This window comes from Streptomyces sp. M41 (genome assembly GCF_043673425.1).
Classification (GTDB): domain Bacteria; phylum Actinomycetota; class Actinomycetes; order Streptomycetales; family Streptomycetaceae; genus Streptomyces.
Map to the genome: position 1 here is coordinate 131,022 of NZ_JBIMKE010000013.1, position 24,245 is coordinate 155,266.

23 protein-coding genes are annotated in these 24,245 nt (G+C 70.8%); 1 reads left to right on the forward strand and 22 read right to left on the reverse strand.

Annotated elements, in window-relative coordinates; all coding sequences use genetic code 11:
• Positions 1 to 130 precede the first annotated feature (130 nt).
• The 16 genes from dprA to proS all read right to left on the reverse strand — a co-directional run bounded on the left by dprA (position 131) and on the right by proS (position 13,266).
• The gene (gene dprA / locus ACHBTE_RS18385; RefSeq protein WP_394724993.1) at positions 131 to 1,291 is read right to left on the reverse strand and encodes a DNA-processing protein DprA; all 1,161 of its coding nucleotides are present in this window, start codon (positions 1,289 to 1,291) and stop codon (positions 131 to 133) included.
• Positions 1,288 to 2,913 (reverse strand): YifB family Mg chelatase-like AAA ATPase, encoded by a 1,626-nt coding sequence (locus tag ACHBTE_RS18390; RefSeq protein ID WP_394724994.1) that lies wholly within the window; start codon positions 2,911 to 2,913, stop codon positions 1,288 to 1,290. The genes dprA and ACHBTE_RS18390 overlap by 4 nt, the downstream gene beginning before the upstream one ends.
• 1 nt (position 2,914) lies before the next feature.
• The gene (locus ACHBTE_RS18395) at positions 2,915 to 3,277 is read right to left on the reverse strand and encodes a YraN family protein (protein WP_394724995.1); all 363 of its coding nucleotides are present in this window, start codon (positions 3,275 to 3,277) and stop codon (positions 2,915 to 2,917) included.
• 107 nt (positions 3,278 to 3,384) lie between these two features.
• Complete coding sequence (locus tag ACHBTE_RS18400) at positions 3,385 to 3,693, reverse strand: DUF2469 domain-containing protein (protein ID WP_003993268.1); 309 nt, start codon at positions 3,691 to 3,693, stop codon at positions 3,385 to 3,387.
• Between the two features lie 56 nt (positions 3,694 to 3,749).
• On the reverse strand, positions 3,750 to 4,283 hold the full coding sequence (locus ACHBTE_RS18405) for an NUDIX hydrolase (protein ID WP_394725036.1): 534 nt from the start codon (positions 4,281 to 4,283) through the stop codon (positions 3,750 to 3,752).
• Positions 4,284 to 4,293: 10 nt separating this feature from the next.
• On the reverse strand, positions 4,294 to 5,070 hold the full coding sequence (gene lepB, locus ACHBTE_RS18410) for a signal peptidase I (RefSeq protein WP_394724996.1): 777 nt from the start codon (positions 5,068 to 5,070) through the stop codon (positions 4,294 to 4,296).
• 187 nt (positions 5,071 to 5,257) lie between these two features.
• Complete coding sequence (gene lepB / locus ACHBTE_RS18415) at positions 5,258 to 6,229, reverse strand: signal peptidase I (protein WP_394724997.1); 972 nt, start codon at positions 6,227 to 6,229, stop codon at positions 5,258 to 5,260.
• Positions 6,117 to 7,208, reverse strand: a complete 1,092-nt coding sequence (lepB, locus tag ACHBTE_RS18420; RefSeq protein WP_394724998.1) for a signal peptidase I — start codon at positions 7,206 to 7,208, stop codon at positions 6,117 to 6,119. Before lepB (ACHBTE_RS18420) ends, lepB (ACHBTE_RS18415) begins: the two co-directional genes overlap by 113 nt.
• Positions 7,201 to 7,917, reverse strand: coding sequence for a signal peptidase I (gene lepB, locus ACHBTE_RS18425; protein ID WP_394724999.1), 717 nt, complete (start codon positions 7,915 to 7,917; stop codon positions 7,201 to 7,203). The genes lepB (ACHBTE_RS18420) and lepB (ACHBTE_RS18425) overlap by 8 nt, the downstream gene beginning before the upstream one ends.
• 60 nt (positions 7,918 to 7,977) lie before the next feature.
• A complete protein-coding gene (gene rplS, locus ACHBTE_RS18430) occupies positions 7,978 to 8,328 on the reverse strand; it encodes a 50S ribosomal protein L19 (RefSeq protein ID WP_394725000.1) in 351 nt (116 codons plus the stop codon).
• Positions 8,329 to 8,462: 134 nt separating this feature from the next.
• The gene (gene trmD / locus ACHBTE_RS18435; protein ID WP_394725001.1) at positions 8,463 to 9,296 is read right to left on the reverse strand and encodes a tRNA (guanosine(37)-N1)-methyltransferase TrmD; all 834 of its coding nucleotides are present in this window, start codon (positions 9,294 to 9,296) and stop codon (positions 8,463 to 8,465) included.
• On the reverse strand, positions 9,296 to 9,847 hold the full coding sequence (gene rimM / locus ACHBTE_RS18440; RefSeq protein ID WP_394725002.1) for a ribosome maturation factor RimM: 552 nt from the start codon (positions 9,845 to 9,847) through the stop codon (positions 9,296 to 9,298). Before rimM ends, trmD begins: the two co-directional genes overlap by 1 nt.
• Positions 9,848 to 9,932: 85 nt before the next feature.
• Positions 9,933 to 10,172: an RNA-binding protein gene (locus tag ACHBTE_RS18445; RefSeq protein ID WP_003973401.1), complete on the reverse strand. Its 240-nt coding sequence runs from the start codon at positions 10,170 to 10,172 to the stop codon at positions 9,933 to 9,935.
• A gap of 2 nt (positions 10,173 to 10,174) precedes the next feature.
• Positions 10,175 to 10,594 (reverse strand): 30S ribosomal protein S16, encoded by a 420-nt coding sequence (gene rpsP / locus ACHBTE_RS18450; protein WP_393450567.1) that lies wholly within the window; start codon positions 10,592 to 10,594, stop codon positions 10,175 to 10,177.
• A gap of 399 nt (positions 10,595 to 10,993) precedes the next feature.
• On the reverse strand, positions 10,994 to 11,590 hold the full coding sequence (locus ACHBTE_RS18455; protein WP_394725003.1) for a hypothetical protein: 597 nt from the start codon (positions 11,588 to 11,590) through the stop codon (positions 10,994 to 10,996).
• A gap of 260 nt (positions 11,591 to 11,850) precedes the next feature.
• Positions 11,851 to 13,266: a proline--tRNA ligase gene (gene proS, locus ACHBTE_RS18460; protein ID WP_394725004.1), complete on the reverse strand. Its 1,416-nt coding sequence runs from the start codon at positions 13,264 to 13,266 to the stop codon at positions 11,851 to 11,853.
• 197 nt (positions 13,267 to 13,463) lie between these two features.
• Here proS and ACHBTE_RS18465 point away from each other — a divergent pair, with 197 nt between their 5' ends.
• Positions 13,464 to 14,321, forward strand: coding sequence for an SAM-dependent methyltransferase (locus tag ACHBTE_RS18465; RefSeq protein ID WP_394725005.1), 858 nt, complete (start codon positions 13,464 to 13,466; stop codon positions 14,319 to 14,321).
• Between the two features lie 58 nt (positions 14,322 to 14,379).
• Here the strand turns inward: ACHBTE_RS18465 and ftsH are convergent, their stop codons facing one another.
• The 6 genes from ftsH to ACHBTE_RS18495 all read right to left on the reverse strand — a co-directional run bounded on the left by ftsH (position 14,380) and on the right by ACHBTE_RS18495 (position 24,068).
• Complete coding sequence (gene ftsH / locus ACHBTE_RS18470) at positions 14,380 to 16,317, reverse strand: ATP-dependent zinc metalloprotease FtsH (protein WP_394725006.1); 1,938 nt, start codon at positions 16,315 to 16,317, stop codon at positions 14,380 to 14,382.
• Positions 16,318 to 16,437: 120 nt separating this feature from the next.
• Positions 16,438 to 18,000 (reverse strand): signal recognition particle protein, encoded by a 1,563-nt coding sequence (gene ffh / locus ACHBTE_RS18475; RefSeq protein WP_394725007.1) that lies wholly within the window; start codon positions 17,998 to 18,000, stop codon positions 16,438 to 16,440.
• Between the two features lie 85 nt (positions 18,001 to 18,085).
• A complete protein-coding gene (locus tag ACHBTE_RS18480) occupies positions 18,086 to 20,533 on the reverse strand; it encodes a [protein-PII] uridylyltransferase (RefSeq protein WP_394725009.1) in 2,448 nt (815 codons plus the stop codon).
• 23 nt (positions 20,534 to 20,556) lie between these two features.
• The gene (locus tag ACHBTE_RS18485) at positions 20,557 to 20,895 is read right to left on the reverse strand and encodes a P-II family nitrogen regulator (protein ID WP_003997576.1); all 339 of its coding nucleotides are present in this window, start codon (positions 20,893 to 20,895) and stop codon (positions 20,557 to 20,559) included.
• Entirely contained in the window at positions 20,892 to 22,238 is a 1,347-nt protein-coding gene (locus ACHBTE_RS18490) for an ammonium transporter (RefSeq protein WP_394725010.1), read from the reverse strand. Before ACHBTE_RS18490 ends, ACHBTE_RS18485 begins: the two co-directional genes overlap by 4 nt.
• A 336-nt stretch (positions 22,239 to 22,574) precedes the next feature.
• Positions 22,575 to 24,068: a hypothetical protein gene (locus tag ACHBTE_RS18495; RefSeq protein WP_394725011.1), complete on the reverse strand. Its 1,494-nt coding sequence runs from the start codon at positions 24,066 to 24,068 to the stop codon at positions 22,575 to 22,577.
• Positions 24,069 to 24,245: the final 177 nt, after the last annotated feature.

The window sequence follows — 24,245 nt, forward strand, 5'->3', positions numbered from 1 at the left end:
GCGTACGCAGATACGTTCCGCTGGACGCCCCGCCGGGGCACGGCGGTCGCTCTACGTGATCACCCGAACACCCCAACTGGGGGAATTCACAAGGGCGTCCGTGTTCCCCCGTACGGCCGAACACGCTCGGTCAGCATCGACTCCGATCGGATCGAGCGGACATGATTGCCTGGCGTGTCAACTTCCAGCCGTCGTCGTGTCGTTCGACGTAACCAAGTGAGCGGAGTTCGTACAGCCGCGCGATCGCGTCGTCCTCGCTGGTCTGTGCGCCGCGCGCGACCTCGCCCACCCTCGCCGCACGGCGGCCGGGCAGGGCGGCCAGCACACGGCGGGCGCCCGGCTCCAGCAGATCGCGCGGCAGGACGGGCCCGCGCCGCTCGGGCGCCAGCTCTCCCATGTCGCCGACGAGTTCGACGACCTCCGCGGCATCGGTGACCAGCACGGCGTCGCCGCGCAGGAGTTCATGCGCACCGGCGGAGAGTCCACTGGTGGCCGGCCCGGGCACCGCCATGGTGTGCCGGCCCAACCGCTGGGCGGCCCGGGCGGTGACCAGTGACCCGCTGCGGTGGGCCGCCTCGACGACGACCGTGCCCCTGGTGAGCGCGGCGATCACCCGGTTCCGCACGATGAATCTGCTGGGGGTCGGGTGATCGCCCGGTGGCAGCTCCCCGATCACGAGTCCCTGGTCGGCGATCCTGTTGATCAGCTGGGTGTGCCCGCGCGGGTAGGGCCGGTCGACCCCGCAGGCGAGCACGGCGACGGTAGCGCCGCCGGCGCCGAGCGCACCGCGGTGGGCGGCGCCGTCCACGCCATAGGCGCCGCCGGACACGACCACCCACCCGCGCTCCGCGAGCCCGGCGGCGAGGACGGCCGCCATGTGGGCGCCGTACTCGGTGCAGGCGCGGGCTCCGACGACGGCCACGGAACGCAGGGCCCACATCCGCAGGCTCGCCCGGCCCCGCACCCACAGCCCGAGGGGCCGGGCGTCCCCGAGATCGTCGAGTTGCCCCGGCCACTCGACGTCGCCCGGGCAGAGGAACCGCACCCCGGCCGACCGGGCGAGGTCGAGATCCCGCGTGGGCTCGGCCCGCAGGCCCCTGGCCCGCAGCCCGTCCCACCGCTTGTAGCTCACCCCCGGCAGGGGTTCCGCCCCCTCCTGGATCCGCCGCACCACGTCCGCCACCCCGCGCTCCCGGACCCATCGCCCGGCCACCTCGTCGCCAGGCTCGACGACCCGGCTCAGAAAGACCCGTCCGAGCAGTTCGTCGTGCGGATCCTCACCCCCGGTCATGTCATCGCTCCGATGGCCATGGGCACGCCCCGCGGCACGCCGGTCCGCAGTTGCAGGGCCAGGGCAACGTCTGTCGCGTCGGGCCGGTCGTGGCCGACGAGGTCTGCGACGGTCCAGGCCACGCGCAGCACACGGTCGAGTCCACGGGCGGTCAGTACGCCGCGTTCCAGGTTCCGCTCCGCCTCGTCCATGGCGCCGGCCGCGGCGTACCAGCGGCTGCGCAGCTCACGTCCGGGGATCTCGCTGTTGGTCCGCCACGGGGTGCCGTCGAGCCGGGCCGAGGCGCGTTCCCGGGCCGTCCGCACCCGGTCGGCCACCGTCGCGGTGCTCTCGCCCCGGGCCCCGCGCTCGGTGAGCTGCGCACGCGTCACTCGGTCCACCTCCACCCGTAGGTCGACCCGGTCGAGCAGCGGCCCGGACAGTCGCGCCTGGTAGCGGCGGATCGCCGAGGGCGGGCACTCGCACATGGCGTCCGTCTGGGAGAAACGGCCGCAGGGGCAGGGGTTGGCCGCGAGCACCATCAGGAACTTCGCCGGGAAGCGCACGACTCCCGCGCTGCGTGCGATCACGACGTGTCCGGCTTCCAGCGGTTGTCGCAAGGCGTCGAGGGCCTGGCCGCTGAACTCGGGCGTCTCGTCCAGGAAGAGCACGCCCCGATGGGAGAGCGACACCGCTCCGGGCCGTGGGATGCCCGGCCCGCCGCCCACCAGTGCCTGCATCGTCGCCGAGTGATGCGGGGCGCAGTAGGGGGCCACGTCGATCAGGGGTTTGCCCGGCGGCAGGAGCCCGGCCACCGAGTGCACCGCGGTCACTTCGAGCGACTCCTGCCTGCCGAGCCGGGGCAGGATGGCCGGCAGCCGCTCCGCGAGCATGGTCTTGCCCGCGCCGGGCGGTCCTTCGAGGAACAGGTGATGCCCGCCCGCCGCGGCGACCTCCACGGCAGTACGCGCCGACATCTGGCCCACCACGTCGGCGAGGTCGTGGCCGCGCTCGCTTGGGGAGGCACCGAGGCTGTGCATGCTCGTGGCCGCGCCGGTCCCCGGCACCCGCAAGCCGGCGAGCAGCGGATCCGGACGACCCAGATCGTGAGGCTCCTCCTCGGGGACGGGCTCGTCGGCGAGGACGGCGATCAGTTGCCGCAGGCTGCGCACGCCCAGTACGGACACCCCCGGCACCAGCGACGCCTCGGCCGCGGCGCACTCGGGGACGACGACCTGTTCATAGCCGGCGTCCGCCGCGGCCAGCACGGCGGGCAGGATGCCCCGCACGGGGCGTACGCGCCCGTCCAGACCGAGTTCCCCGATCATCACGATGTCGGCGAGCACCCGTGGATCGATCCGTTCGCAGGCGCCGAGGACGGCGCAGGCGACGGCCAGGTCGAATCCGCTGCCCGCTTTGGGCACCGAGGCTGGGCTGAGGCCGACGGTCAGTTTCCTCTGCGGCCACTCACACCCCGAGTTCACCACGGCGGCCCGCACGCGGTCCCGGCTCTCCGTCAGGCTCTTGTCCGGCAGCCCCACCAGCGTGAACGCCGCCACCCCCGGCTCCAGGTCCGCCTGGACCTCGACCACCACACCCTCGACGCCCACCAGGGCCACCGAGCAGGTACGCGCGAACCCCATGTCAGGCCACCCCCCGCGCGTGCTCGACCACGGGCGCGCCCCGTGCGGGCAGGACGACGCCGACGAGGTCGATGCGGACTCCTCCGGGTGGCGCCCCGCCGTGCGCGTGGATCCAGCGTTCCGCGAGGCCGCGCAGGCGTCGGGACTTCTCCGGCGTCACCGCGGCCATCGGATGCTCAAAGCCACCGGTCCTGCGGGTCTTGACCTCACAGACGACCAGAACGTCGCCGTCCCTGGCGACGATGTCGATCTCTCCGGTCCTGCCGCAGCGCCAGTTGCGCTCCAGAACCGTCATCCCGGCTTCGACCAGCCGACGCGCGGCGAGGTTCTCGCCGTACTTGCCGAGTGCACTGCGTGCGTTCATGTCGGCACCACCTCCGGCGCCAACGATGAAGCCCGTTCAGCGGGCTATTGGATCTTGGTGGACAAGTCGGCCGCTGTGGAAAACTTCCTCACCCCGGTGAGTGAACGTCACCCGCTCGGAAGCTCGAGATCACTCTTGTTCAGTTCCTCGATGTTCACGTCCTTGAATGTGAGCACCCGGACCTGCTTCACGAACCGAGCCGGCCGGTACATGTCCCACACCCAGGCATCTGCCATGGACACCTCGAAGAACACCTCACCCTGGACCGAGTGCACCTGCATCTCGTAGTCGTTGGTCAGGTAGAAACGCCGCTCGGTCTCGATCACGTACTTGAACAGACCGACGACATCGCGGTACTCCCGATAGAGCTTGAGCTCCATCTCGGTCTCGTACTTCTCGAGGTCCTCGGCGCTCATGGCATGTTCCCCTTCAGCCGTGCGATCCCACCATTGTGCGCCAGTCCCGCCCGCACCTAGACAATTTCGGAGTCAAGGGTCACGGGCCCGGCGGGGGGACCGTCGTCGAGCAGCCTGCGCAGCAGCTCGGCGAGTCTGGTCGGATACACCGTCTCATGTGCTCGGGCAAGTTCCTGACACGTCCACCAGCGCGCTCCGGCGACGCTGCGCCGCTCCAGTTCGGTGAGGGCCACGGCCCGGGTCTCCGTCTGCGTCGTACGGGCCAGGTAGTACCACTCGTCCTGGTCCCAGCGTCGGCCCGCGAACGGGAAGGAGCACATCCGCCGCCACAGCACGGGCCCGAGTTCCACCTCCGTGATGCCGGTCTCCTCGGCGAGTTCCCGCAGTGCGGCCTCTTCACGGCTCTCGTCGCCCTCGACCCCGCCACCCGGGGTGAACCACCAGTCGTCGGCCGGGTCCTCCGGCTCATGGCCGTGCAGCAGCAGAATGCGGTCCTGCGGATCCAGCAGCACCACGCGGGCGACCTTGCGCAGCCCACCTTCGTACGAGTCGCCGTAGGGGCTCTCCCCGCACCGCGGGCTCTCCCCCAGGCCCGCCGTCTCAGGGGGCACCCGTGGGCTCCGTCCGGCTGCGCGACCGGCTGTCCAGCCGCTTGGCGACCGGGCCGTACGCCCCGCCGCCCAGGACCAGCACGGCGCCGACGACGATCAGGGTGACGATCGTCGGCAGCGGGCCGGGGGACGACAGCGCGCCGAGGCTCTCGAAGCCGGTGGGGCGCTGAAGCATCCCGTCCATGGGCCAGACGACGGCGTCCACCCGGGCGGACACGGCACTGCGCGCCACGGTGCCGCTGGCAGCATCCGTGAGATGGGCCGTGGAGTCCAGGGAGCCGCTGCGCTCGTCGCCAAGGAGGAAGAGCCGGCCCTCGGGCACCGTCACGGTCGGGAAGTTCTGGAGCTCGGCGAGGCCGTCCTCGGCCAGGTAGGGCTCGTCGACCCGCTTGCCGTTGACGGTCAGGTCGCCGTCCGTGCAGCAGGCGACCGTGTCGCCGCCGACGGCGACCACGCGCTTGACGACAGGGACGTTGCTCGCCCAGTTCTTGTCGGTGAAGACGACGACGTCACCGCGGCGCACCTCGTCACCGTCGACGCGCTCGGCCAGCACCCGCTCCCCCGCGCCGATCGTCGGCGCCATCGAAGTGGTGGGCACGGTGTACGGCCGGTAGATCACCGCTCCCCAGGCGAATCCGCCGAGGAACAGCACCAGGCCCAGCGCCACGGCCAGCCCGGACAGCCGCTGTCCGGTCCGGCTGCCCGCCGGGCCACTGCTCGCGCCACCGCTGCGCGTCGCCGTACGTGTCGTGCTCTCGCCACCCATGGCTCCGCACCCTACCCGGCGGTACCGAAACCCGGCAGCCCCTCCTGAGGCCCCGGGGCCCACCGGCTCGGCAAAGCTTTCCCAAGGCCACGCAGATCCGGGACACCCACCCGGGCCACCCGCATCCCCCGATCCCGGCCGGGGCCGCCCGACGGGGAGCCGCCCAGGAAGGCGGCGCCCAAGGCGCTCAGCGGGTCCGGGCCGCCGCCTCGTCCCGCCGGCGACGCCAGAGGACCAGCGGCACCGCGCCGGCCAGCGCGAGCCCCTGCGGGGCGACCGTCAGGGCGGCGGAGCGGGCGTCCAGGTTCTGCTCGAAGGTGTCCGGAACCGGCAGGTTGTCCCAGCGGTTGACCGGCCAGGCGATGACGACGGCGCGGCCGACCACTTCGTCGACCGGGACCATGCCGTGGTTCTTGTCGGCCTGGTTGTAGCGCGAGTCGCGAGAGTTCTGGCGGTGGTCGCCCATGACCCAGATGTGGCCTTCGGGGACCTTCACCTTGAACTGGCCACCCTGGTCGTCCATGCTGCACGGCGTGTTGCCGGGGTAGACGTACGGCTCGTTCAGCGCCTTGCCGTTCACCGTCAGCGGGCCGGTGTTCTTGCACTCGATCGTGTCGCCGCCGACGCCGATCACACGCTTGATGAGGTCCTTCTCCTCCGCGGACGGCATCAGGCCGATCCAGCTGAGGAAGGTCTGGAGGGCGTTCGGGTCGGGGGTGGGTTCGCCCGCGAGCCAGTTGGCGGGGTCGTGGAAGACGACGACCTCGCCGCGCTCGGGCTCGGAACCGAACCAGGGGGTGAGCTTGTCGACCAGGACGCGGTCACCCTGCTGGAGGGTGTTCTGCATCGAGTCGGAGGGGATCGAGAACGCCTGTACCAGGAACGTCTTGATCAGCAGCGCGAGGACGAGCGCGATGCCGATCAGGATGGGCAGCTCCTTCCAGAAGGAACGCTGCTTCTTCGGCTGGGGGGACGTCCCGCCCGGCCCCTGGCCGTCGGCCGGGGGCTGCCCGCCCGGCCCAGCGCCGTCACCGCCCGCTCCGGGCTCATTCCCGGAGGTCACGGCGTCGTCCGCGGCCGGGTCGGCTGCGTCCACGGGGCGTCCGCGGTGCTCCTCGCCGTCGTGCCCGGATCGTGCGCCAACCGCCACATCCCCCACGCCAACTCCTCACTCTGTGCCGCTGCCTGCCCCATCCGCGGTGCAGGCCCACTACTCCCATAACGAGCGGGAGTTCCGCAGGGGTCGGGAGCTGGATCGTTCCGTTCGAATCGTCGGAAGCAACCCTATGCGACAGCTGGGGAGCGGCGGTCGACCCCACCGCCGAGTCGGACACCGAAGCGTAGGTTTTCGGTTCGTCCAAGGAGGTCCAGTGGCCCAGCGGCCAGGCGATCCACATGGCCCGTCCGACGACCTCGTCCTCGGAGACGGTGCCGCCGTAGCCCTGGTTCTGATGCGAGCGGGAGTCCGCGGAGTCGGCCCGGTGGTCGCCCATGACCCACAGCCGCCCCTGCGGGACGGTGACGTCGAACTGCGAGTTGGAGGGGGCGTTGCCGGGATACAGATAGTCCTCGTTCAGGGGAACGCCGTTGACGGTGACCCGCCCCTGTGTGTCACAGCACTTCACCCGGTCGCCGCCGACCCCCACGACGCGCTTGATGAGGTCCTTCTCGTCGTCCGAGGGCAGCAGACCGATGAAGGTGAGCGCCTGTTTGACCTGCTTGATGACGACGGGGTCTTCCTTCTTCACGGTCGTCTGCTCGTCCCGCAGCCAGCCGCCGGGGTCCTTGAAGACGACGACGTCCCCGCGCTGCGGCTTCGAGCCGAACCAGGGGGTGAGCTTGTCGACCAGGACGCGGTCGCCGATCTGGATCGTCTGCTCCATGGATCCCGAGGGGATCACGAAGGCCTGGACGAGGAAGGTCTTCAGCACGAGCGCTATGAGGACCGCGACGCCCACGAGGAGGGGTATCTCCTTCATCGCGGAACGCCTGCGGCGTCGTTTGACCTTGCGCTGGAGTTTTCGGCGCTCCGCGCGGGTACGGCCGCCCGCGGGGCTGGCGGCGCGCCGGGCGCCGGTGGGCAGCAGATTGTCGGCGGCGCTGCTGGGCACGCCGCGGGGCTTGCCACGGTTACCCATGGGGCCCCTTCCCGGCCGGCACGCGCGCGTAGGCGTCCGGCCGCTCCAGGCGGGTCCAGTGGGCGCTCGGCCATACGATCCAGTCGGCGCGGCCGATCACGTCGTCGACCGGGATCATGCCGCCGCCGGGCGAGCCCAGCCGGTCGCGGGAGTCGCTGGATTCGCTGCGGTGGTCGCCGAGGACGAACAGGGTGCCGCCGGGCACGACGACGTCGAAGCGCACCGTGGACGGCACGTCGCCGGGATACAGGTACGTCGACTCGTCGACCGACCGGCCGTTCACCTGGATCCTCCCCTCCCTGTCGCAGCAGACCACGCGGTCTCCCCCCACACCCACAACGCGCTTGATGTAGTCGGCATCCCCGAAGTACCCGGTTCCGTCGAACACGACAACATCGCCGCGCCGCGGCTCGGCACCGAAACGGTACGCCAACTTATTTACGAGAACACGGTCGCCGACCCTCAATCCGGACTCCATGGATCCGCTGGGGATCTGGAACGGCTGTGCCACGAACCGGTTGAGCAACAGCGCAAACACGAGGAGGACCAGCAGGGTCAGGCTGATCCGGCCGCCCGGCAGCCAGTGCGCGAGTCGCGACACCAACGCGAAACGCGACCGTCCCTCCTGCCCCTCTGGGTCCGAGGTCTCCTCGGAGTCGGAAGGGCGGGAGGAGCGGTCGCGCTCCGTCGGCTGTGCTTCGGTGTCCATCGGGGCCAGATGTTATCCGGCCCCGCTGTGGACCCCGCGGGGGCGAGCCCCCGAACGCGCTCAGCTCTCGCGCTTCTCCTTGATCTTCGCGGCCTTGCCGCGCAGGTCGCGCAGGTAGTACAGCTTGGCGCGACGCACGTCACCGCGGGTGACGAGCTCGATCTTCTCGACGATCGGGGTGTGCACCGGGAAGGTGCGCTCGACGCCGACGGAGAAGGAGACCTTGCGGACCGTGAAGGTCTCGCGCACGCCGGCACCCTGACGGCGGATCACAACGCCCTTGAACTGCTGCACACGGGAGCGGTTGCCCTCGATGACGCGGACGTGGACGTTGACCGTGTCGCCCGGGCGGAAGGCCGGGACGTCGCTGCGCAGCGACGCGGAGTCGACGGAGTCGAGCAGGTGAGACATTTCGTCTGCTTTCTTCGCTGATGCCACAGGTCATCAACGGGAACTAGATGTTCTGGATGAGAGTCGTGCTCGGCGGGGCGGGCGTCGTGTCCCCCTGTGGCAGGGGCGCACGCCGGACGGCGCACAACAGCGGCCTATTCTTCCACGCCGTCGGTCCTGCGCCAAAATCGGCCGAAGGGCTCCCCGTCCGGGTCGGGCATCCAGCCCAGGATGGAGAGCATCTCGCGGTCCTTCTTGTCGAAGGCCCCGGGGTCGCAGCGCTCGATCAGGTCCGGCCGGTTGGCCGTCGTACGCCGCAGCGCCTCGTCGCGCCGCCAGCGGGCGATCTTGCCGTGGTGGCCGCTGAGCAGCACGTCCGGGATGCCCCGGCCGCGCCACTGGGGCGGTTTGGTGTAGACGGGGCCTTCCAGGAGGTTGGCCATGGCGCCCGGTGCGAAGGAGTCGTCGCGGTGCGACTCGGCGTTGCCCAGGACCCCGGGCAGCAGCCGGGCCACGGCCTCCGTGATGACGAGGACGGCCGCCTCGCCGCCGGCGAGGACGTAGTCGCCGATGGACACCTCGTGGACGGGCATCCGGGTGCCGTACTCGTCGATGACGCGGCGGTCGATGCCCTCGTAGCGGGCCGGCGTGAAGATCAGCCACGGGCGCTCGGAGAGCTCGACGGCGAGTTCCTGGGTGAAGGGCCGGCCGCTGGGCGTGGGGACGATCAGGGTGGGCGCGTGCGCACCCGTCTCGTAGCCGTCCGCCAGGACGGAGTCGAGCGCGTCAGCCCAGGGTTCGGTCTTCATGACCATGCCCGGTCCGCCGCCGTACGGGGTGTCGTCGACGGTGTTGTGCCGGTCGTACGTCCACTCGCGCAGGTCGTGCACCTGGACGTTCAGCTGTCCACGCGCGCGTGCCTTGCCGACGAGGGAGACGTTCAGCGGGTCCAGGTACTCGGGGAAGATCGTGACGACGTCGAGCCGCATCAGCTCTCCGCCTCCGCGTCACGGGTCGAGGCGATCTCCGCGCGGTCGTCGATCAGGCCCGGCGGCGGGGTGATGACCGCCCGCTGCTCCTCCAGGTCGATCTCGGCGACGATCTCCTGGACGAACGGGATCATCACCTCGCTGCCGTCGGGCCGCTCCACGATGAAGAGGTCCTGGGAGGGCAGGTGCGAGATCTCGGTGATCCGGCCGATCTCCACGCCGTCCGCGGTCACCACGTCCAGGTCCATGAGCTGGTGGTCGTAGTACTCGTCCGCTTCCTCGGGCAGCTCCTCCGGGTCGACCTCGGCGATCAGGAGGATGTTGCGCAGGGCCTCGGCCGCGGTGCGGTCGGCGACGCCCTCGAAGCGGAGCAGGAGACGGCCGCTGTGCACCCGGCCGGTCTCGATGGTGAGCGGGCCCGCCGCGGCGGGATCCGTGAGCAGGACGGCGCCGGGCGCGAGCCTCAGGTCCGGCTCGTCGGTACGGACCTCGACGGTGACCTCGCCCTTGATGCCATGGGCGCGGCCGATCCGCGCGACTACGAGCTGCACTTTCGAAGATCTCCTACTCGTCACGACGTCGGGCCGGGGACGGCCCAGTGGCCCTCCCCGGCCCGAGCCGGTGCTGCGTTCGGCGTCAGCGGACGTGGTCCACGTCGACGAGGTCGACGCGGACACCGCGACCGCCGATGGCGCCCACGACGGTGCGCAGAGCGCGCGCGGTGCGGCCGTTGCGGCCGATCACCTTGCCAAGGTCGTCGGGGTGGACCCGGACCTCCAGCACGCGCCCGCGGCGCAGGTTGCGCGAGGCGACCTGCACATCGTCAGGGTTGTCGACGATGCCCTTCACGAGGTGCTCGAGAGCCTCCTCGAGCATGCTCAGGCCTCGGCCGACTCGGACTCGGCGGCGGCCTCGTCCTTCTTCTCCGCCTTCTTCTTCTGGGTGATCGCCTCACCCTTGCCCTCGTCCTCGCCGCTGAGGGCCTCGAACGACGGGCGCGCCTTCTTCGGCTCGGCGACGAGCAGCGGAGCCGGGGCGGGCTCGCCCTTGAACTTCTGCCAGTCGCCGGTCTTCTTCAGAATGGCGAGGACGGGCTCGGTCGGCTGCGCGCCGACACCCAGCCAGTACGCCACACGGTCGGCGTCCACCTCGATGACCGACGGGTTGTAGGTCGGGTGGTACTTGCCGATCTCCTCGATCGCACGGCCGTCACGGCGGGTGCGGGAGTCGGCGACGACGATGCGGTAGTGAGGCGAACGGATCTTGCCCAGACGCTTCAGCTTGATCTTGACTGCCACGGGAGTGGGTTCTCCTGGATTTGACGTGGTTGGGCACGGCGAGAGATGCCGCGTGGGGTTGCGGTACCCGAGTGCCCGATGGACGCGTCAGCCGGAGGAGAGAGGGGTCCTGTGCGACTGTCGAGTACAGCTAGCCATTGTGCCATACCCCACGGGCCGCCTTTGGCCGAGGGGGCGGGAGGGTGGCTGGGCATGCCTGATGGGGCACCCGGCGCATGGGGTGCCCTCGGGGCCTTGCGCGGCCCGGCGTGACGGGGTGCCGCTGCGCCCACCCGTGCCGCCCCAGCGGCACGACTACTCGCAGCTACGCGAATACGGCTGCGCAACAGCACCCCGGCGGCGATGCCCGCGTACCTGCACCGACAGCCACGAGATGCCGGTGTCCCACGCGTGGCGTCGCTACGCCGCTCCCACGACCTCCGGGATCCGGAACGGCTTCCCGCACCCGCCGCACACGATCGGCGCCTGCGCCAGCACCGACGGGACGACCCGGACGTTACGGCCGCAGTCGCAGACCGCCTTGACACGGACGCCGCCTCCGGAGGAGCCGTGGCGGGCGGCCGGGCCCCGGAAGGTCCTGCTGGTGTCGGCCGAGGTCGCCGCGGTGTGGGCCTTCAGGGCGCGCTGGAGCCGTTCCATGGTCGGGCGGTAGCGCCGCTTGGCCTCGGGGTTGAGGGTGACCAGGGAGAAACCGCTGCTGGGGTGCGGTTCCTCCGGGTGGTCCAGGCCCAGCTCCTCGGCGATGACAAGGAATCTGCGGTTGTGGTAGCGGCCGGCGCGGGAGGTGTCGCGGATGCCGCGCGAGGCGGCGATGCCATGGACTGCCTCATGGAGCAGTCGCTCGAAGGAGAGCTCGTGACCGCACGCGGACGACGACTCCCCGATCAGGGACTCTGGCGCGGCGAGATCCGGCAGCTCGGGGTGGTACCGCTGAATGTCGGCCCACGCCTGTGCCAGCTCTGCGGCGAGAACAGGTGGTGTCTGTGTCGTGCTCACGTAATGACAACGAGCCGGAGTGCCGCTGTGTTCCGATTCCGGGGCATCCCAAATAATTTGCACGTACCCGTCAGTTGCGAATGATGCGCCACGACGAGGGCGGGTGGGCCGATCTGCGGAGAAGCCTCGCAGCTCCTACCAAGCCGGTGCGTAGTGATACGTACGCACCGGCGCGTAGGCGGCGTCCACCCGCCGGTGTCTCCGTGCTCCGCGGAAGCGCAAGAGGCGTTTCGGCCGCTCTCGCCGCGCGGGGCGTCGTCTCAGTAGGCGCGCGCCACGACCGCGACGTTACCGGGCGCGTCATCGGCGTCCGGCACCGACCCGTCCTCGGCGACCAGACACCGTACGGTCACGGCGTGCTCGGCCAGCCGGGCCTCGCCCTCCTCGCCGAGGGTCGCCCACGGGATACGCGCCCACCCGCCGGCGGTCGCCGCGTCGATGGCCTGCTCGACGCTGGACACCTCCGACGTACGGGACTCGCGGCGCTCACGGGACTGGGTCAGCAGCAGCGCCTGGTCCTCTTCGAGGACCTTGGGGAGCAGGCCGGCCAGGGCGTCCAGCGCGACCGGCTCCTTGCCTCCCGGGATGCGGCGGGCCAGCATCGCGGTGCCGCTCTCCAGGTCACGGGGCCCGACCTCGATCCGTACGGGCACGCCCTTGAGCTCCCAGTCGACCGCGCGGCGGCCGAAGGGGGTGTCGGTGCGGTCGTCGACGTGGACGCGGATGCCGATCGCCTTCAGCTGGTCGCCGATCTCGCGGACCTTGGCCAGAACCGCCTCGTCGCCCTTGATGGCCAGGACGACGACCTGGGTCTGCGCCAGACGCGGCGGAACCCTGAGGCCGTGGTCGTCGCCGTGCATCATCACGAGCGCGCCGATCATGCGGGTGGTCGAGCCCCAGGAGGTCTGCCAGACGAGCTCCTGGGTGCCCTCCTGCGAGAGGTAGGAGGTGTTGAAGGCCTTGGCGAAGTTCTGGCCCAGCTCATGGCTGGTGGCCATCTGGAGGGCCTTGCCGTCGCCCATCATCCCTTCGAGCGTGAGGGTGTTGATGGCTCCGGCGAAGCGCTCCTTGACCGTCTTGCGGCCGGGCAGCACGTCCATCGCGAGGACGTTCACCATGAAGTCCTCGTAGACCTTGCGGTGGATGTGCGAGGCGAAGTCGCGGGCGTCCTCTCGGGTGGCGTGCGCGGTGTGCCCCTCCTGCCACAGGAATTCGGTCGTGCGCAGGAAGAGCCGGGGGCGCAGTTCCCAACGGACCACGTTCGCCCACTGGTTGATCAGCAGGGGCAGGTCGCGGTAGCTCTGCACCCACTTCGAGAAGTAGTCGTTGATGATCATCTCGGAGGTGGGGCGGACGACCGCCGGCTCCTCCAGCTCCTTGCCGCCGCCGTGCGTGACGACCGCGAGCTCCGGTGCGAAGCCCTCGACGTGGTCCGCCTCGCGTGTGAGGTACGACTGCGGGATCAGCAGCGGGAAGTACGCGTTCTGGGTTCCCGTCTCCTTGATGCGGGCGTCCATCTCGGCCTGCATCCGCTCCCACAGCCCGTATCCGTACGGTCGGATGACCATGGTGCCGCGCACCGGACCGTTGTCGGCCAGCTCGGCCTTGTTGATCAGATCCTGGTACCACCGCGGGAAGTCGTCCGCCCGGGGCGTGAGAACGGGTGCCTTGGTCATGGCGAGATGGTACGGGTCCATGTTGCCGGAATGTGAATTCCGGCCACGCGCGCGGGGAAGCCACAAGCAGGGGGCCGCGACCTCTGGACGCGGCGTCGGGTGCGGAGTTTCCTGGCATACGGGAAAGCCTGAGCGCATGTCACGGGGGCCACGGAATCGGGCACAGAGACAACTCTCGGCGGATTGGGGCGCTTTCGATGACACCTACGCTCGTGCGGCAGCACCTACCTCGCGCGGGGGCGGCACCCCGCGTGGATCTGTGTGCACGCGCGCGTGACTGGTCCGAGATCCAGGAGCGGATGCTGGTTCCGCTCTACGAGGCCGTCCACGAGCGACTGGAGGTGGGTCCCGGCACCCGGCTGCTGGGCCTCGGCTGCGGCAGTGGGCTGGCCCTCCTGATGGCGGCGGCCAGAGGCGCGGCCGTCACCGGCGTCGAGTCCCGCGCACCGGAACGGCTGGCTCTCGCGCGCGGGCGGCTGCTGCCCGAGGCGTGGGACACGCGCGCGCGTGCCGGCACCCGGCTCGTCGAAGGCTCGCCTCGCGACGCGGCGGACGCACGCACGTCCGCGTACAACCTGGTGACGGCGTTCGAGCCGATCGGATGCCTCGCGGGCGACTCGGAGGGGCTCGGTGAGACCCTCGCGGACGCGGTGCCGTTCGCGGAGCGAGGGGCTGCGGTGGTGCTCGCCGGCTGGGGCCCGCCGGAGCGCTGCGCCACCTCGTCGGTGCTGCGGGTCGCCACCAAGCTGGCCGATCCCCTGCGCGGTACGGGCAGTTGGCGCCCCGCCCTGCGGGACGACCTGGAGGAGGTCGCCACGCGCGCGGGCCTGCGGCCGGACGGCTCCGGGCGGGTGGCGTGCCCCTTCGGATACGCGGATGTCGACAGTGCCGTACGCGGGCTGCTGTCGACGGGCTTGTTCGACGGGGCGATCATGGCGACCGATCAGGCGCAGGTGGACAAGGAGGTGGCGGAGGCACTGCATCCGCATCAGCGACAGGACGGGACGGTGTGGATGCCGAACGTCTTCCGGTACCTGATCGCGCGCGTGCCCTGAAACCGGGGGCGGCGACCGACGGGGCCGGGGAGCTCTCGGGGGTCCTGCCTGCGTGTCGTCAGTGGGTGTCGTCCTTCGTCAGTCGTGTGATCCCCGCGATCCGGTACGCGTCCGCCTCCTCCAGCGTCTCGTTCTCCAGCAGCGCCTCGGCCAGCGCGTTCAACTGCCCACGGTGGTCACGGAGTTTGCGGCAGGCCTCCTCGTAGCACGCGTCGACGATCCGGCGCATCTCGGCGTCGATCACGTCGAGGGTGTGCGGGGCGGCCGAGAGCCCGTACGCCTGCTGGGCGTCGCTCGGCAGGGCGGACAGCCGGCCCACGCGCTCGCTCATGCCCCAGCGGGCCACCATCCCGCGCGCGATGTTGGTGACCTGTTCGAGGTCGTTCTCGGCGCCCGTGGTGACGACGCCGTAGACCACCTGTTCCGCGGCCATGCCGCCGAGGGCGCCGATGATGCGGCCCCGCAGATAGCCCTCCGAGTGCGCGTACCGTTCCACCTCGGGGGTCGACATCGTCACGCCGAGCGCCCGGCCGCGCGGCACGATGGTGATCTTGCGGACGGGGTCGGCGCCCGGCTGGAGCATGCCGAGGAGGGCGTGACCGCTCTCGTGGTAGGCGGTGCGGCGCCGGTCCTCCTCGGGCATCACCAGGGTGCGCTCCGCCCCCAGTTGCACCTTCTCCAGCGCCTCCGACAGGTCCGCGGCGGTCACCTGCTCCTGCTTGCGCTTGACCGCGAGGAGCGCGGCCTCGTTGGCGAGGTTGGCCAGATCCGCACCGGTCATGCCGGGGGTCGTACGGGCCAGCTGGGTCAGGTCGACGTCCGTGGCGAGCGGGATGCCGCGGGTGTGGATCCGCAGGATCGCCTCGCGTCCGCCGCGGTCCGGGGGCGCGACGCTGACCACCCTGTCGAAGCGGCCGGGCCGGGTCAGTGCCGGGTCGAGGATGTCGGCGCGGTTCGTCGCGGCGATGACGATCACGCCCTCCGAGCCGGAGAAGCCGTCCATCTCGGTGAGGATCTGGTTCAGGGTCTGCTCGCGCTCGTCGTGGCCGCTGACCGACGCGCCGCCGCCGCGCACCCGGCCGATGGTGTCGATCTCGTCGATGAAGATGATCGACGGCGCCACCTTGCGGGCCTCGGCGAACAGCTCCCGCACCCGGGAGGCGCCCACACCGACGATCATCTCGATGAACTCGGAGGCGGAGGCCGAGAAGAACGGCACTCCCGCCTCGCCCGCCACCGCACGCGCCAGCAGGGTCTTGCCGGTGCCGGGCGAGCCCGCGAGCAGCACGCCGCGCGGCATCTTGGCGCCCATCCTGCGGTAGGCGTCGGGGTGTTCCAGGAAGTCGACTACGTCGTCGAGTTCGCCCTTGACCTCGTCGATGCCGGCCACGTCGGCGAAGGTCGTGCGTTCCGTGCCCGCCTGGAGCTCGACCGGCTTGGGCGGCGCCTTGCGGCCGAGCATGCCGCCCGCGCCGCCCATGCCCGCTCCCATGCGCCGCGCGATGAAGACCCAGACCAGGATCAGAAGCGCGATCGGGATCAGGGAGAACAGCACATTGGACAGGACGCTGCGCTCCTGCACGACCGGCTGCGCCGTCACCGTGACGTCGTTGCCGCTCAGTTGGCGCCAGAGCTCGTCGTCGGCGAAGGCGGGGCGCTGGGTACGGAACTTGGTGTAGTCGCCGTCGCCGTCGGGGTTGTCCCGGGCGTTCTTGAGCTCGCCCTGGATCGCGTCGCCCTTGGAGTAGATCTTGGAGACGTTGTCGGCCTCGACCTGTCGGCTGAACTCCGTGTAGGAGATCGTCGGCTCGCTGCCCCGGTCGAAATACGTCAGTCCCACATAGGCGAGCAGGAACACGATCACCGCGGTGAGGAGCAGGCCCCACCAGCGACCGCGTAGCCGTCGGCCACCGGGCCGCCCGGGCGGCTCCTCCGGCGTGCCCTCGGTGCGCCACGGCCGGTCAGGGGCCTTGCGAGGTGGCGCGGCATTGCTCATATCTGGACGTTACGGCAGATGTCTGGCGGTGGCACGCGCTGAGGGCGCCCCTCCGCGAAGGAAGGGCGCCCTCTTCAGACGCTTGGCGCGGGAACCGTCCGCCCGGGCAGGCGGGGCCCGTCAGCCCATGAACTTCTTGAACTCGTCCGGCAGCTCGAAGTCCTGCCCGGCCTGCTGGCCCGGCAGCCCGAACGCACCGCCCGGAGCACCGCCCTGAGCGGCGGCGGCCCTGCGCGCGGCCTCCTCCTGCTCCTGCTGCTTGCGCTTCATCGGGTTGCCGGAGCGCTGCTTGCCCTTGGCCTTCTTCGGCTGCTTCTTGGTACGGCCGGGACCGCCGCCCATGCCCGGCATCCCCGGCATGCCCGGCATGCCGCCGCCCTGGGCCATGCGGGACATCATCTTGCGGGCCTCGAAGAACCGCTCGACCAGGTTCTTGACCGCGCCGACCTCGACGCCGGAACCGCGGGCGATACGGGCGCGCCGCGAGCCGTTGATGATCGTCGGCTCCTGGCGCTCGGCCGGGGTCATCGACTTGATGATCGCGGCCGTACGGTCGACGTCACGCTCGTCGAGGTTGTTGATCTGGTCCTTGATCTGGCCCATGCCCGGGAGCATGCCGAGCAGCTTGGAGATGGAGCCCATCTTCCTGACCTGCTCCATCTGGGCCAGGAAGTCGTCGAGGGTGAAGTCCTGGCCCTTCTTGGAGGCCAGCTTCTCGGCCATCTTCTGGGCTTCGGCCTGGTCGAAGGTCTTCTCCGCCTGCTCGATCAGGGTGAGCAGGTCACCCATGTCGAGGATGCGGGAGGCCATCCGGTCCGGGTGGAAGGCGTCGAAGTCGTCGAGCTTCTCGCCGTTCGACGCGAACATGATCGGCTTGCCGGTGATCTGCCGGATCGACAGGGCGGCACCACCGCGGGCGTCACCGTCGAGCTTGGAGAGCACCACGCCGTCGAAGCCGACGCCGTCGCGGAAGGCCTCGGCGGTGTTGACCGCGTCCTGACCGATCATCGCGTCGACGACGAACAGGATCTCGTCCGGCGAGACCGCGTCCCGGATGTCGGCGGCCTGCTGCATCATCTCCTGGTCGATGCCCAGGCGGCCGGCGGTGTCCACGATCACGATGTCGTGGACCTTGGCCTTGGCGTGCTCGATGGAGTCCTTGGCGACCTTGACCGGGTCACCGACGCCGTTGCCCGGCTCGGGCGCGTAGACCGCGACACCGGCGCGCTCGGCGACGACGCTCAGCTGGTTGACGGCGTTCGGACGCTGGAGGTCACAGGCGACGAGCAGCGGCGAGTGGCCCTGCTCCTTCAGCCAGCGGCCGAGCTTGCCCGCGAGGGTGGTCTTACCGGCGCCCTGGAGACCGGCCAGCATGATCACGGTGGGCGGCTGCTTGGCGAAGCGCAGACGCCGGGTCTCCCCACCGAGAATGGTGACGAGCTCGTCGTTGACGATCTTCAGAACCTGCTGGGCGGGGTTCAGCGCCTTGGAGACCTCGGCGCCGAGGGCACGCTCCTTGACGTTCTTGATGAACGTGCGGACGACAGGAAGGGCCACATCCGCTTCGAGGAGCGCGATGCGGATCTCGCGCGCTGTGGCGTCGATGTCCGCTTCGGAGAGCCGTCCCTTGCCGCGCAGGTTCTTGAAAGTCGCTGAAAGGCGATCGGAGAGAGTGTCGAACACGGCGCTCGCGGTCCTCGGGGTCGGTGGCTGCTGACAATCGCCCTCCAGGGTATCCCGGCGGCACAGGTTGCCGGGATCCCCCGGGTCAGGCCCGCAAGGTCTCCTCCAGCTTCCTGGCCACGGACGCCGCCTCGTCGCGGGGCAGCGGCGCCCCCTCGGGGCCTGTGACATAGAACGCGTCGACGGCGTTCGCACCGAGCGTGCTGACATGTGCGCTGCGCACCCGCACGCTCGCGTCCTCCAGTGCTCGCCCGATCCGGAACAGCAGCCCGGGCGCGTCCTGGGCCCGGACCTCGATCACCGTGGCCAGGCGGGAGGCGGCCGGATGCACCGACACCCTGGCCGGCGGCGCGACCACGCCCCGGCGGCGCGGATAGGCGGCGTCCCGCTCGGTGAGCCGGCCCGCGATGTCCAGGGTGCCGTCCAGGGCGCGTACGAGGTCGGCACGCAGCCGGGCGGCCTGCGGCAGGGAGCCGTACTCGGCGGCGACCCGCCAGTTCAGCAGCAGGACGCAGCCGTCGACACCGGCGGGCAGGTCGAGGGCGCTCAGTTCCGCGGTGCGCACGGTCAGGCGGTGCATCGCGAGGACGCCGGCCACCGCGGGCAGCACGCCCGGCTGGTCCGGTACGGCGATGAGGAGCTCCACACCGAGCGGCTCGGGGTCCCCGGGGGGCTGCCCCTCGGCGGGCGGCTCGGGATGCGCGCGCAGCGACAGCACCGGGCCGCCCGTCGCCGCGGCCTCGATGGCGAGCCGCTCCTGCTCGGCGGTGGGCGCGGCGGCCTGGGGCTCGCCGGGGGCGTCCCCCGCCAGCACGGCCGCCACCCGTTTCACCAGGTCGGCGACGAGCGAACCGCGCCATGAGGACCAGGCGGCCGGGCCGGTGGCCAGGGCGTCCGCCTCGGTCAGGGCGTGCAGCAGCTCCAGCGTGCCCTCGGTGCGGACCGCCTCGGCGACCGACCGCACGGTGGCCGGGTCCTCCAGGTCGCGCCGGGTGGCCGTCTCGACGAGCAGCAGGTGATGGCGTACGAGGGTGGAGAGCACCGTGACGTCGTCGCGGTCGAAGCCGATGCGGGCGGCCATGTCCTTGACGATGATCTCGCCGGCCACGGAATGGTCGCCGGGCCAGCCTTTGCCGATGTCGTGCAGCAGCGCGGCGACCAGCAGAAGGTCGGGGCGGTGGACGCGGCGGGTGAACTCGGAGGCGCGCACGGCCGTCTCGATCAGATGCCGGTCGACGGTCCAGATGTGCACGGCGTTGCGCTGTGGGCGGCAGCGCACCCGCTCCCAGTCGGGCAGGAAGTGGGTGATCAGCCCCTCGGCCTCCAGGGCCTCCCACACGTCGATCGTGGGGCGCCCGGAGCCCAGCAGGGTCACGAGCTGCTCGCGTGCCTCGGCGGGCCAGGGCGTGGGCAGGGGGCGCACGGTGGCGGCGAGGCGCCGTACCGCGTGCAGGGAGAGCGGGAGGCCGGCCTGTGCGGCGGCGGCCGCGGCGCGCAGCGGGAGCACGGGGTCGCGGTCGGGGCGCGCGGTGCGGGCGAGCACCACCTCGCCGTCCTGCTCGACCACGCCCTCCGCCAGTGGTGAGCGCTCGACGCCCGGCTTCCCGCCGCCCAGCATGGCGCGCAGCCTCGGCCGCACGGCTCGCGCCCGCAGTACGCGCCCCACCTCGCGCCATGTCACATCGCTCGCGTACGAGATGACCCGCGCCGCCTCGTACACCTGCCGCAGCAGGGTGTCCGCGTCGAGCAGCCCGAGCTCGGCGGCGACCTGGTCCTGCTCCTGGAGTGCGAGCCGGTCCGTCGCCCGTCCGGTGGTCAGGTGCAGGGCGTCGCGGACGTCGAGCAACCGGCGCCGGGCGTCGGCGAGGCCCTCGCGCGGGGCGTCCGCCAGCCAGGACGCGGCGACGGCACGCAGGATGGTGGCGTCCCGCAGACCGCCTCGGGCTTCCTTCAGGTCGGGTTCCAGGAGGTACTGCAACTCGCCCTGACGCTCGGCGCGTTCGGCGGACAGCTCCTGGAGTTCGGGGAGCCTGCGGGGCGCCTGGTTGCGCCAGTCGGCGAGGACCGCCGTCCGCAGTCCCGCGGTCAGGCCGAGGTCGCCCGCGATGTGCCGGGCGTCCAGCAGGCCGAGCTGGACCTTGAGGTCCTCGCCCGCCGTCCTGCGGGCCTCGGCGGGCGTGCGCACGGAGTGGTCGAGGGCGAGACCGAGGTCCCACACGGGGTACCAGAGGCGGTCGGCGAGGGCGGCCACCGCCTTGCCGTCGGTGCCGTCGTGCAGCAGGAGCAGGTCCAGATCGCTGCGCGGGGACAGCTCGCCACGGCCGTAGCCGCCGACCGCGACGAGGGACACGCCGCGCACCTCTTCGGCGCCGGCGGCGAACAGGCCGGTCAGCCAGTCGTCGGTCAGCTCCGCGAGGGCGGAACGGCGCGGCGGCCCGGACCGCGCCTCCTCGGTGAGGAGGCGCAGCCGGGCCGCCGCGTAGCCGCTGGGTCCCGAGTCCTCTGTTTCGTTGTGCACGTCCGTACCCGACACCCAGTTGCTCCTGTTCCTCCGTGTCAGAGCGCGTCCGGTCCGCGCTCGCCGGTCCGGACCCGTACGGCCGTCTCGACCGGGAGGGACCAGACCTTGCCGTCACCGATCTTGCCGGTTCGGGCGGCCTTGACGATGACGTCGATCAGCTGCTCGGCGTCGTCGTCCTCGGCGAGGACCTCGATCCGGATCTTCGGGACCAGGTCGACGGTGTACTCGGCACCGCGGTAGACCTCGGTGTGACCGCGCTGGCGGCCGTAGCCGCTCGCCTCGGTGACCGTCAGACCGTGCACTCCGAAGGCCTGGAGGGCTTCCTTGATCTCGTCGAGCCGGTGCGGCTTGACGACTGCGGTGATGAGCTTCATGCGTCCACCTTCTTGCTCGCGGCGGCGGCCACGGGGGCCGGGGCGGCGGCGGTCCGGGCGGCACCGCCACCGGCGCCGCTGAAGTCGTATGCGGTCTCGGCGTGCTCGGCCTGGTCGATGCCGGCGACCTCCTCGTCCTCGGTGACCCGCATGCCGATCGTCTTGTCGAGAATGAAGGCGAGGACCGCGGAGACGACGAGGGAGTAGGCGAGGACCGCGAAGACTCCGGCGCACTGCTTCCAGAACTGGGCCATGCCGCCGCCGTAGAAGAGACCGGCCACGTCGGACTGGCCGCCGCCGGTGGCGAAGAACCCGATGAGCAGGGAGCCGGCGATACCGCCGACCAGGTGGACGCCGACGACGTCGAGGGAGTCGTCGTAGCCCAACTTGTACTTCAGGCCGACGGCCATGGCGCACAGGACACCGGCGATGGCGCCGACGGCGATCGCGCCGAGCGGGGAGACCGCGCCGCCGGCCGGGGTGATGGCGACGAGTCCGGCGACCGCGCCGGAGGCGGCACCGAGGGTGGTGAACGCGCCGTGGCGGATCTTCTCGTAGGCGAGCCAGGCCAGCATGGCGGCGGCGGTGGCGACCTGCGTGTTGACGAACATCAGCGCGCCGACGCCGTCGTCGTTGCCGAGCCAGGAGCCGGCGTTGAAGCCGAACCAGCCGAACCACAGCAGGCCGGAGCCGAGCATGACCAGCGGCAGGCTGTGCGGACGCATCGGGTCCTTCTTGAAGCCGACCCGCTTGCCGATGACCAGGATCACGCCGAGCGCCGCGGCACCCGCGTTGATGTGGACCGCGGTACCACCGGCGAAGTCGATCACACCGAGCTTGAAGGCCCAGCCACCGCTCGGCGCCCAGACCCAGTGGGCGACCGGGAAGTAGACGATGATCGCCCACAGGGTGATGAACAGCGCCCACGCGGAGAACTTCACGCGGTCCGCGAGCGCGCCGCTGATCAGGGCGGGCGTGATGATCGCGAACATCAGCTGGAACACGGCGAAGACATAGACGGGGATGTTGTAGATGTCCCACAGCTCGGTCTTGCCGATTCCGCTGAGGCCGACGAAGTCGGAGGACCAGCCGATGAGGCCGCCGTGCGAATCGCCGAATGCGAGCGAGAAGCCGAACAGCACCCACAGGACGGTGACGATTCCCAGGCTGATGAAGCTCATCATCAGCATGTTGAGGGTGCTCTTGACGCGGACCATGCCTCCGTAGAAGAAGGCCAGGCCCGGGGTCATGAGCATCACCAGGGCGGAACAGATGAGCATGAAACCTGTGTTGGCGGGCGACAGCTCTACCTTGTCTGCCGCCATCATGATGGCTGGTGCCATCGGCGTCTCCTCGTCATTGGTACGGCCCCGTGCGGGCGAAGCCTGAGCGGAATGAGGGGCGGGCCGGTTATGCGCCATGAGATTGGCGCAGCGCGGTTTCCGTCGAAGCCCCTCGTTGTTTCGCCGCCGTGACAAGGGCGCCTTCTGTGTTACGCGTCGATGAACTGCCGGATATGCGGCTGCCTGATCGTTATCGTGGCGCAACCTTCACTGAACGAAGGAAAGAGACCGGCCGCGGTCGGCCTTCCGATGACCTGGCATGGGGGAGCCGAGTCGGGCAGTTCGGGAGGGCCGGCCGCGGCCGGGGTTCTGGGGTTCCCAGGGTGTCCCTGGGCTTCAGACCGCCTCCGCGGTCTCGGGCAGTTCCACGGCGAGCTTGTCCGTCAGGTCCACGACCTCGGCGAGATCCCCGAAGTCGCGTGCGGCCGTGTCGACCGTCTTTCGGATACGGGTGTTGACACGCTCGGAGCGCACCTTCTTGGCGATGTGCATGGCCTGCTCGGCGTAGACCGCGCTCTGCCCGGGCTCGCGCCGCAGCAGATGGACCGTGGCCATGCCGATGAGGTTCAGCGCGTAGGACCGCTGGTGCTCGGCGTCCTTCGCGAACAGGTCCACGGCCTGCTGCATCAGCGGCTCGGCGAGCGAGGCGTAGGTGGGGCTGCGGCCGGCTACATAGGCGAGGTCGCGGAAGGAGTGGGAATTCTCGCCGTACAGCTCGGCCTCGGAGAAGAAGCGGATCCAGTCGGGGTCCGGCTCGTCCCACTCGTCGGCCTCGGCGAAGGTGTCCTCGGCCATCCGGACGGCCCGCTTGCACTTGCCGGGCTGGCCCATGTTGGCGTAGGCGCGGGCCTCCATCGCATACAGCATCGACTGGGTGCGCGGGCTCGCGCAGTCCCGGCTGCCGTACTGCGCGAGGTGGATCAGCTCCAGCGCGTCGTCGGGCCGGCCGAGGTGGATCATCTGGCGGCTCATGCTCGAGAGGACGTACGAGCCGAGCGGCCGGTCGCCGGCCTCCTTGGCGGCGTGCAGGGCCAGGACGAAGTACTTCTGCGCGGTGGGCTGGAGCCCCACGTCGTAGGACATCCAGCCGGCCAGCTCGGCCAGTTCGGCGGCGACCTTGAACAGCTTGCGGGTGGTGGCCTCGGGGTGGGGTTCCTGGAGCAGGTCGGTCACCTCGTGCAGCTGGCCCACCACGGCCTTGCGGCGCAGTCCGCCGCCGCACTGGGCGTCCCACTGCCGGAACATCACGGTCGTGGACTCCAGGAGGTCCAGCTCGGGCTTGGAGAGCCGGCCACGCGCGCGTGAGGACGGGACGGGCGTGGGCTCCTGGTACGGGGTGGGCGGGGCGGGGACGAGCCAGCGCTGCATCGGTTCGATGAGGGCCGGGCCCGCGGACAGGGCCAGCGAGCTCCCGAGGAAGCCGCGCCGCGCCAGCATCAGGTCGCTGCGCGAGAACTCGCTGAGCAGGGCCACCGTCTGCGGGCCCGTCCAGGGCAGGTCCACACCGGACGCGGAGGGTGACTGACGGGCGGCGCGCAGGCCGAGGTCCTCGACGGAGACGACGCAGCCGAACCGCTCGGAGAACAGCTCGGACAGGATCCGCGGGATCGGCTCGCGGGGGTTCTCGCCGTCCAGCCAGCGGCGTACGCGTGAGGTGTCGGTGGAGATGTGATTGGCGCCCAACTGGCGGGCCCTGCGGTTGACTTGGCGGGCGAGCTCGCCCTTCGACCAGCCGCTGCGCACGAACCAGGAGGTGAGCAGCTCGTTCGGGCGCTTGTCAGCGTGCGACGCGCCGCCGGCGCTCGTACCGCTTCCGCTGTTGCCGCTCACTGGAACGCCCCCATCCCTTGGACCACTTGTCACCGAGTGCGCCAAGCCCTATCAGAATGCCGGTAACCACCGTCGCCCGTCCGGCACTTGTCACCCTTCGAACGGAATGCCGACTTGCCTCCGGCATACCCACGAGTGCATGTGCCCCCGGGGTTCATGCACACACGGTAATCCTAC